The 9666-nt window shown below is 69.7% G+C and carries 9 protein-coding genes; 3 read left to right on the top strand and 6 right to left on the bottom strand.

Annotation, left to right across the window (positions count from 1 at the left end; translation table 11 throughout):
• The 6 genes from AB1634_07255 to rpsB all read right to left on the bottom strand — a co-directional run.
• The coding region (locus tag AB1634_07255; protein MEW6219323.1) for a hypothetical protein at positions 1 to 126 on the bottom strand (126 nt) is incomplete at its 3' end.
• Positions 127 to 144: 18 nt separating this feature from the next.
• On the bottom strand, positions 145 to 921 hold the full coding sequence (locus AB1634_07250) for an isoprenyl transferase (protein ID MEW6219322.1): 777 nt from the start codon (positions 919 to 921) through the stop codon (positions 145 to 147).
• A 31-nt stretch (positions 922 to 952) separates the two neighbouring features.
• Positions 953 to 1513: a ribosome recycling factor gene (gene frr / locus AB1634_07245; GenBank protein ID MEW6219321.1), complete on the bottom strand. Its 561-nt coding sequence runs from the start codon at positions 1511 to 1513 to the stop codon at positions 953 to 955.
• A complete protein-coding gene (gene pyrH / locus AB1634_07240; GenBank protein ID MEW6219320.1) occupies positions 1510 to 2232 on the bottom strand; it encodes a UMP kinase in 723 nt (240 codons plus the stop codon). The genes frr and pyrH overlap by 4 nt, the downstream gene beginning before the upstream one ends.
• A 127-nt stretch (positions 2233 to 2359) precedes the next feature.
• A complete protein-coding gene (gene tsf / locus AB1634_07235; protein ID MEW6219319.1) occupies positions 2360 to 2953 on the bottom strand; it encodes a translation elongation factor Ts in 594 nt (197 codons plus the stop codon).
• A gap of 109 nt (positions 2954 to 3062) precedes the next feature.
• Complete coding sequence (gene rpsB / locus AB1634_07230) at positions 3063 to 3857, bottom strand: 30S ribosomal protein S2 (GenBank protein MEW6219318.1); 795 nt, start codon at positions 3855 to 3857, stop codon at positions 3063 to 3065.
• 309 nt (positions 3858 to 4166) lie between these two features.
• Here rpsB and AB1634_07225 point away from each other — a divergent pair, with 309 nt between their 5' ends.
• From AB1634_07225 to AB1634_07215, 3 genes are all read left to right on the top strand, one after another.
• Positions 4167 to 4556, top strand: coding sequence for a metalloregulator ArsR/SmtB family transcription factor (locus tag AB1634_07225; GenBank protein MEW6219317.1), 390 nt, complete (start codon positions 4167 to 4169; stop codon positions 4554 to 4556).
• Positions 4557 to 4588: 32 nt separating this feature from the next.
• Positions 4589 to 5779 carry an SO_0444 family Cu/Zn efflux transporter gene (locus AB1634_07220; GenBank protein MEW6219316.1) on the top strand — a complete coding sequence of 397 codons (1191 nt, stop codon included), beginning with the start codon at positions 4589 to 4591 and terminating at the stop codon, positions 5777 to 5779.
• 88 nt (positions 5780 to 5867) lie between these two features.
• On the top strand, positions 5868 to 9666 hold a 3799-nt coding region (locus AB1634_07215), incomplete at its 3' end, for a glutamate synthase-related protein (GenBank protein MEW6219315.1).

Here is a 9666-nt window from a genome sequence, read left to right as displayed (position 1 = left end):
CTCGGCCAGACCCAGGCCGCCCCCGGCCAGGAGCACCGCCAGCTGCAGCCAGCGCGGGCCCAGGCACAACAGGCCCACCCAGCCAGCCGCCAGGGCCAGACCGGTAGCCACCCGTTTCCGATCCATGGTGAGCGCTGCGCCGGCTCAGCCGGCCGCAGCCGTCTCCCCGCGGCCCGCCGCCGGCAGCAGCTGCTCGCTGGTGCGACCGAAGCGCCGCTCCCGGGCCGCGTAATGCTGCACCGCGGCCAGGAGCTGCTCGCGCCCGAAGTCCGGCCACGCCAGATCGGTGACCAGGATCTCGGCATAGGAGGCCTGCCAAAGAAGAAAGTTGGACAGCCGCCACTCGCCGCCGGTACGGATCAGAAGATCCGGGTCCGGCAGGCCGGCGGTGTCGAGCGCGGCCGCCAGGCTCGCCTCGTCGATGGCCTCCGGCGTCAGCTCGCCGGCCAGACAGCGGGCCGCCAGCTTGCGGGCCGCCCGCACGATCTCGTTGCGGCCGCCGTAGCTCAAGGCCAGGTTGAGAACCAGACCCGGGTTGTGCGCGGTCACGGCCATGGCCCGCTCCAGCTCGGCGCGCACATCGGCCGGCAGGTTGGCCGTCTCGCCGATGGTGCGCAGCCGGACCCGGTTCCGGTGCAGCTCGGCCAGCTCTTTGCGCAGATACGCCTTGAGCAGGGCCATGAGGCCCCGCACCTCCAGGGCCGGACGCTTCCAGTTCTCGGTGGAGAAGGCGTAGAGGGTGAGGACGCGCACGCCCAGCTCGTCGGCGGCCCGGACCACGGTACGGACCGCGGCCATGCCGCGGCTGTGGCCGGCCAAGCGGGGCAGGCCGCGCTGGCGGGCCCAGCGGCCGTTGCCGTCCATGATGATGGCCACATGGGCCGGGACCAAGGGCGTGTCGAGCCGGGGCTGATCCGGCATGGGCAGGGTGGCGATCCCAGGCTGATGCAGCCTAGACCGCCATCACCTCCTTTTCCTTGTCCGCGAAGATGCTGTCGATGGCAGCGATGTGGGCGTCGGTGATCTTCTGGGCCTCCTCCTGGAGTCGGAAGAGGTCGTCCTCGGAGATCTCCTTGTTCTTCTTCTGCTTCTTCAGGGCCTCGATGGAATCCCGCCGCAGGTTGCGGACGATCACCCGGTAGTCCTCGGCGATCTTCTTCACCTGCTTGACCAGCTCCCGGCGCCGCTCCTCGGTGAGCTGCGGGATGGTGATCCGCACCACCTTGCCGTCGCTGCTGGGGGTGAGCCCCAGGTCGGACTTCAGAATCGCCTTCTCGATCGCCCCCAGAACCTGGACGTCCCAGGGCTGGATGACAATGGTGCGGCTCTCGGGCACGGTCAGGGAGGCCACCTGGTTGAGGGGCATATTGGAGCCGTAGGCCACCACGGAGATGCCGTCCAGCAGGGCCAGGGAAGCGCGGCCGGTGCGGATCCTGGACAGATCCCGGCGGAAGGCCTCCATGCTCTTGTCCATCTTGTCCTTCATGGCCGCACACACCGTGCTCGTGGTCATCTGTCACCTCCTACCAGGGTGCCGATGGCTTCACCCAGGACAGCCCTCTTGATGTTGCCAGGAACGTTCATGTTGAAGACCCGGATCGGGATGCCGTTGTCCTTGGCCAGCGAAATGGCCGCCGCGTCCATGACCTTGAGATTGCGACCCAGGACCTCGGCGTAGGACAAGGCGTCAAAGCGCTGGGCACCGGGGTGCTTGAGGGGGTCCTGGTCGTAGACCCCGTCCACCCGGGTCGCCTTGAAGACGGCCTCGGCCTGGATCTCCAGGGCCCGCAGCACCGCGGCCGTATCGGTGGTGAAGAAGGGGTTGCCGGTGCCGGCGGCGAAGATCACCACCCGCCCCCGGTCCAGATGCCTTAAAGCCCGCACCCGGACGAAGGGCTCGCAGACATTGGTCATGGCGATGGCAGACATGATCCGGGTGGGGCAGCCGGCGGCGTCCAGGGCGTCTTTGATGGCCAGGGCGTTGATGACCGTGGCCAGCATGCCCATGCTGTCAGCGGTGGCCCGGTCCATGCCGCCCGCAGCCCCGGACACCCCGCGGAAGATGTTGCCGGCACCGATCACCAGCCCGATCTGCACCCCGACCCCGGCCACCTCCCGCACCTCCTGGGCGACGTACCGGAGCACCTGGCTGCTGATGCCAAAGGCGGCCTCCCCCATGAGGGCTTCGCCACTGAGCTTGAGGAGAACCCGTTTGAGCGGCTTGCCGGTCATGACCACCTCGCGGTTGGCTGGATGGGGGACAGAAAGCGGCAGCGTGATGCCGCCTGGACCCGGTTGCATCGGTGCCGCCGGCTCCCATGGGTCGCATGGGAGGGCGGGGGCCTGCGGACGTTTCCGCTCAGGCGCCGATCTGGAAGCGCACGAAGCGGCGGACGGCGATGTTCTCCCCCATCTTGGCGATGAGGTCGTTCAAGAGGTCCTGGATGGTGATGTCCGGGTTCTTGACGAACTTCTGCTCCAGAAGGCAGGACTCGGCGTAGAACTTGTCCATCTTGCCCTCGATGATCTTGTCGACGATCTTCTCGGGCTTGCCGGACTCCAGGGCCTGGCTGCGGTAGATGGCCCGCTCCCGCTCCAGCAGCTCCGGCGCCACCTCCTCCCGCCGTACGGCCACCGGGCTGGTGGCGGCCACCTGCATGGCGATGTCCCGGGCGAACCCCCGGAAGGCGTCGGTCTTGGCCACGAAATCGGTCTCGCAGTTGACCTCCACCAGCACTCCCAGCTTGCCGCCGGCGTGGATGTAGCTGTCCACCATGCCCTCGCTGGTGGCCCGGTCGGCCCGCTTGAGGGCTACGGCCAGACCCTTCTTGCGCAGGACATCCACCGCCTTCTCCATGTCCCCGCCGGTTTCCGCCAGGGCCTTCTTGCAATCCATCATCCCCGCGTTGGTCTTGTCGCGGAGCTCTTTGATCATCTGGCTCGTGATCTGCACGACTGTCACTCCTTACAGCTCGGTTGGAAAAGAATCCGCGGCCGGCCAAGCCCGAAAACGGGCCGGCCGGCCGCGCTATCTGCCGGAAAGGACCTTCCGTACCGCCGGCTCAGGAGGCGCTCGCCGGCTGCGTGGCCGGTGCCACAGCCTCCTCGGTCACGGCAGCCTCGATGAGCTCTGCCGGCGTCTCCTTATCCGAGACCGCCTGCAGGCTCTCCTCGTGCCGGGCCCGGCCCTCCAGGGCGGCGTCGGCGATCCGGGCGGACAGCAGCCGGATGGCCCGGATGGCGTCGTCGTTGCCGGGGATGACGTAGTCGATGCCGTCCGGGTCGCAGTTGGTATCCGCAATGGCCACCACCGGAATCCCCAGGCGGTTGGCCTCGGTGACCGCGATCCGCTCCCGGTGGGGATCGATCACGAACACCACCGAAGGCAGGCCCCGCATGTTCTTGATGCCCCCCAGGGTGCGCAGGAGCTTCTCCCGCTCCCGCCCCATGGTGATGATCTCCTTCTTGGGGAAGCGGTTGATGGAGCCGTCCTCGTGCATGGCCTCCAGGGCCTTGAGGCGCTCGATGCCCCTCTTGATGGTCTGGAAGTTGGTGAGCATGCCGCCCAGCCAGCGGTAGTGCACCGAGAACATGCCGCAGCGCTCGGCCTCCTCCCGCACCGCATCCTGGGCCTGCCGCTTGGTGCCGACGAACAGCACCGAGCCGCCCCTGGCCGCCTCCTCCACCACAAAGTCGTGGGCCCGGCGGAACAGGCCCACCGTCTTCTGCAGATCAATAATATAGATGCCGTTCCGCTCGCCGAAGATGTAGGGCTTCATCTTCGGGTTCCACCGCCGGGTCTGGTGCCCGAAATGGACGCCAGCCTCCAACATCTGCCGCATGGTTACGTACGCCATTGCCTCGTCTCTCCTTGCCGGTTCTTGGTTGGCTCCGCCATCCCGTGGCCCCCAATCCGCACGCGGACACCAAAGGGCTCTCGCAGGGATGTGTGTCGTGAAAAATCTGATCTTTCTACCACCGAACGCGCGGCTTGGCAAGCGAAAGCCGGCCAGGCGCCCGGCTGGCTCGCCCCTCTGTGGCGGCGACCAGCCTGTCGGCCGGCCGGACAGCTCGCTCTGGCGTGCTTGACAGCCGCTGCGGCATTTGTATATTTGAGCAATCACTCAGATGATAACAACTCCTATAGACCGGAGGCCGGGAAGGCCATGAAGGAAGCCACGTGCGCCCCGGCCAGGCCGGCTGAGGAGGATCGGTGTGCCTGCCGCATCGTGCACACCGACCGGGTGGCCAGGGCAAAGGAGGCGGCCCTGCCGCCGGCAAAGCTCAGCCGGCTGGCGGCCTTCTTCCAGGCCATGGCCGACAGCAGCCGGCTGCGCATCCTCTGGGCCCTGGTGGCCGGCGAGATGTGTGTCTGCGATCTGGCGGCCACCCTGGAATTGAGCGAATCGGCGGTCAGCCACCAGCTGCGCACCTTGCGCCAATTGGGGCTGGTGGCCAACCGCCGCCAGGGGCCGGTGCTCTATTACCGGCTGGATGATCATCATGTGGAATCGGTGCTGGGCCTGGCCCTGGAGCACCTTTTGGAGGAGCGTTGATGGCTGCGGCGCACGAGAAGCTCATCACCCTGGTGGCGGCCCTGGGCCGTCTGGCCGCCGAGGCCTGGCATTTGTGGCAGGACGCGGCCCTCTATGTTCTCTTCGGGCTTCTGGTGGCGGGGCTTCTGAAGGTCTTTCTGTCCACGGAATTCGTGGCCAGCCACCTGGGCCGGGGCCGCGTCCGCTCGGTCATCAAGGCAGCGCTTCTGGGCATCCCTTTGCCCCTGTGCTCCTGCGGCGTGCTGCCGGCGGCGGCCGCCCTCAAGCGGCAGGGCGCCTCCAACGGCGCCACCACCGCCTTTCTCATCGCCACCCCCGAGTCCGGGGTGGACTCCATCACCGTCAGCTGGGCGCTTCTGGACCCCCTCATGACCGTGGCCCGGCCGGTGGTGGCCCTGGCCACCGCCGTGGTGGCGGGCGTCACCGAGAACCTTTTGGGCCCGCCACCGGCACCGCCGGTATCCCGGCCAGCACCCTGCCCGGTGGACGGCTGCTGCGACGGCCAGGACTGTCCGCCGGCCAGCCACCGCCGGCACCACCCCCTGGGGGAGCGGCTCGTGGCCGGGCTGCGCTTTGCCCTCCATGATCTGTGGGCCGAGCTGGTGGGCTGGTACCTCGTGGGCATCCTCCTGGCAGCCCTGTTGACGGTCCTGGTGCCCGAGGAGCTGATGACCCGGGCCCTGGGCGGCGGCCTTGTCTCCATGCTGCTCATGCTGGCCCTGGGGGTGCCGATCTACATCTGCGCCACCGCCTCCACCCCCCTGGCCGCGGCCATGATCCTGAAAGGCGCCAGCCCCGGAGCGGCCCTGGTCTTTCTTCTGGCCGGTCCGGCCACCAACCTGGCGGCCCTGGCCGTGCTGGTGGGCCTCATTGGCCGGCGCAGCACCGCCATCTATCTCGCGGCCATCGCCCTGGTCAGCGTTGCTGGCGGCCTGACCCTGGATGCGCTCTACGGCTGGCTGGCCATCTCCCCCCAGGCAATGATCGGCCAGGCGGGCGAGCTGGTGCCGCAAGTCTGGCGCCTGGCGGCCGCCCTGCTCCTGGCTGCCATCTCCCTTCGCCCCCTGGCCGGCATCGGCCGCGGGCTCTGGCGCCGCGCCCCGGGACGGACCCCGGCGCCGGCTGGCTGCGGCTGCGGCGGCCCCTGTGCCACCACCCCGCAGCCCATCCCCCTGGCCAGCCTGAACGAGAAGCCAACGGCCAGCCAGAAAAAAAACCTTTGAGCCCAGGCTGGCACGGGGATACACTGTCGGCCCCTGTGCGGCCGTAGCCGGCCGGTCTCCTCCATCCCTTTCTCCCCGAGCCACGCCCATGAACGGATCTTCCCTTGTCCAGGAACGGGATGCCTGTGCCATTATCGCTCTGGTCAACAAGCGGGGCGAATCCACCCATGCCAACATCGTCCAGACCGTGGATGCCTTGCGCAAGATGGGCCACCGCTCCGGGGACATCGACGGCGAGGGCGACGGCTGCGGCATCACCATCGACATCCCCCGGGAGCTGTGGGCCCGGCGCCTGGCGGTCCGGCAGCTCTCCGGCCATCTGGCGGAAAGCCGCGGCTTCTTTGTCGGCCACCTGCTGATCCCCAAGGGCCTCAAGCCCGAAGCCGTGGCGATCCGGAGCCGGGTGCGGGAGATCATGGCCGCCCGAGGTGCCGACCTCCTGACCGAGGCCACGGACAGCGCCCGGGACGGTGAGCTGGGCCCCCGGGCCCGGGCCAACGCCCCTTTGTTCTGGCAGCTGGCGGGCCTGGTGCCGGACCACGACCGGGTCGCCGGCGGCCGGCGCCTCTTCCACCTGATCTGCGACCTGGAGGAGGCCTTCCCGGACCTCCATGTCGCCTCCCTGTCCCTGGATGCCGCGGTCTACAAGCTCCAGGGCCTGCCGGACCTGCTGCCCCGGGTCTTTCCGGAGCTCCTGGACCAGGAAGTACGCTCCGTGATGAGCCTGGGCCACGGCCGGTACTCCACCAACACCCTGCCCACCGTGGAGCGATCCCAGCCCTTTGCCATCCTGGGCCACAACGGCGAGATCAACACCATCGAGCGGCTGATCCGAGTCGGCCGCACCCTGGGCATCCGGCCCGTGCCCGGCGGCAGCGACTCCCAGGCCCTGGACCGCATCATCGCCGGCCTCATCCACCTCCATGGCCTCGATCTCCTGGAGGCCATGAGCGTGGTCTTTCCGGCCATCCACTCCGAGGTGGCCGGCTTCGATAGCGAGCGCCAGGACCTCTTCGCCTTCTACCGCTGGCTCTTCCCGGCCTCGGCCCAGGGCCCCGCCGCGGTGGTCGCCCGCCACGGCGACACCTGCCTGGGCAGCGTCGACGCCCTGGGATTGAGGCCCCTGTGGCTGGGGGAAAGTGATACCGACTGTTTCCTGTCCTCGGAAAAGGGGGTGGTGGATCTCGACCGCACCATGGTCGATCCCAAGCCCCTGGCCCCCGGGGAGAAGGTGGCCATCCTCGCCGGCCGCGGCCAGCCGGCCCAGATCCTGGACTGCGGCCAGATCCAGCGCCAGCTCGCCCGCCTCCTGGCCCTGCGGCCGGCGGTGAAAAAGAGCCTGGCCGCCCTGCGCCGCCTGCGCCAAGCCCCGGACGCGCCCCTCCCCGAAGCCCCGGCGCCGGACCTCCTGCCGCCGGTGCCCAGGATCACCGATCTGGCCGCGGCCAGCAATCTTCTGGCGGCCTTCGGCTGGCAGCAGTACGACCTGGCCATCCGGGAGCGGGTCTCCCTGGACGGCCGGGAAGTGATCGGCTCCATGGGCCACACCGGGCCGCTGGCGGTCTTCGTGCCGGAGAATCTCCCCAACCTGGCGGACGCCTGCAAGGAGAACGTGGCCGTGGTCACCAACCCGGCCATCGACCGGGAGCGGGAGGCGGAGCACTTCACCACCCGGGTGACCCTGGGCTGCCGGCCGGAGCTGGCCCCGGCCGGCGAGCACGCCCCTTTGGGCCTGGAGCTGGGCAATCCGTTGCTCCTGGACGCCGCCTCCCTGGCCGGCCGCATCGACCTGGCCGGCTGCCGCGCCCTGGCCGCCGAGATCGGCACCCTGACCGTGGAGGACGTAGCCGCCTTCTTCTCCGGCAACGGCCGGGACCGCAGCCGGGTGCAGGTGCTGGCCGCGGTCTTCGCTGCCGAGACCGGCCTGGCCCCGGCCCTGGCCACCCTGGGCCAGGAGGCCTGCCGGGCGGTGGCGGCCGGTGCCGATCTGGTGGTCCTGGATGACACGACCAGCTTCTCCGGGGATCGGGTCTTCATCGACCCGGCCCTGGCCGTAGCCTCGGTGGTGGAGGCCCTGACCGCGGCGGACTTGCGGCGGCGGGCCAGCCTTGTCGTCCGCTCCGGCGCCATCCGCAACCTCCACGACATCATGCTCCTCCTGGGCCTGGGCGCCGATGCCCTGTGCCCGTACCTCCTCTGGCAGGCCGCCGCCTGCTATGCCTCGCCGGAGCTCGGCGTCTCCCGCGTCCTGGCCAACAACCTCTCCGTGCTCCAGAAGGGCATGGAGAAGGTGATGTCCACCATGGGCATCCACGAGCTGTGCGGCTATGGCCGGATCTTTGCCGCCATCGGCCTCGCCCCGGAGGTGGCCGCCATCCTGGACATCCCCTGCTTCTGCCCGTCCCCGGCTGCGGGCTTCAGCCTGGAGCGCCTGGCCGCCCTGGCCCGGCAGCGCCTGGCCCGGGCCAGCGCCCCGGAGCCCCTGCCCCTGGCCGGCGAGCCGGCCAAGAACCCCCGGGTTGGCCGGGTGCTCCGGGATGTGGCCATCGGCAAGACCGGCTACCTGGAGATGGCCCGGGAGCTGGAGAGGCTGGAGACCGAGATGCCCTCGGGCCTGCGCCACTGCCTGGCCCTCAAAGAGGTGCCCGCCGAGGCCCGGCCGGCCTTGGCCGCCACTGACATCAGCATCGGCCGCCACAGCATGCCATTAGTCATCGCCGCCATGAGCTTCGGCTCCCAGGGGGAGAATTCCTTCCGCGCCTACGCCGAGGCGGCGGTGAAGGCCAACATCGTCTGCCTGAACGGCGAAGGCGGCGAGATCCCGGACATGCTCGGCCGCTATCGCCACAACCGGGGCCAGCAGATCGCCTCCGGCCGCTTCGGGGTCTCCATGCCCTTCCTCAACTCCGCCGACTTCCTGGAGATCAAGATCGGCCAGGGCGCCAAGCCCGGCGAGGGCGGCCATCTGCCCGGGGCCAAGGTCTCGGCCATGGTGGCCGAGGCCCGCCACTGCAAGCCGGGCATCACCCTCATCTCGCCCTCCAACCACCACGACATCTACTCCATCGAGGACCTGGCCCAGATCGTCACCGAGCTCAAGACCGCCAACCCGGAGGCCCGGGTGTCGGTGAAGATCCCGGTGACCTCCGGGGTGGGCACCATTGCGGTCGGGGTGGCCAAGGCCGGGGCCGACATCATCAACCTCTCCGGCTTCGAGGGCGGCACCGGCGCCGCCCGCCAGCACGCCAAGCGCTTCGTCGGCCTGCCGGTGGAGATCGGGGTCAGCGAGGCCCACCGGGCCTTGACCGAAAGCGGCCTGCGGCCAGCGGTGGAGATCTGGGCCGACGGCGGCGTCCGCTCCGGCCACGATGTCATGAAGCTCATCTGTCTGGGCGCCAACCGGGTGGGGATCGGCACCGCCGCCCTCATGGCCATCGGCTGCATCTCCTGCCAGCGCTGCCACCTGGACCGCTGCCCCCGGGGCATCGCCACCCAGATCCGCAGCAAGGCCGATGCCGAGGCCAAGGGCGTCAAGGGCTTCAGCCCCCGGGTGGTGGAGGCGGAGGCCGAGAACCTGGCCCGGCTCCTGGGTGCCCTGGGCGAGGAGCTGCGCATGCGCCTGGCGGCCACCGGCGTCCGCCGGCTCCAGGACCTGGTCGGCCGCACCGACCTCCTGGTGCAAAAGCACCTTGCCGACCGGGTGGACTGCGCCGCCCTCCTGGCGCCGGCCCCGCCGGCACCGGTCACCGAGGAGCCCGGCCGGCGCCGGGTGCTGCGCCGGCCGCTCTCCCACCTCACCCGGCTCATCGCCAATCTGGCCATGGAGCGGTTCGAGCAGGGAGAGACCGAGGTGCTCTATGCCGACGAGGGGGTGAAGAGCACCGACC

The organism is Thermodesulfobacteriota bacterium (genome assembly GCA_040755095.1).
Lineage (GTDB): Bacteria > Desulfobacterota > Desulfobulbia > Desulfobulbales > JBFMBH01 > JBFMBH01.
The sequence above is the reverse complement of the archived record's forward strand: the minus strand, read 5'-3'. Positions and strand labels throughout refer to the sequence as shown.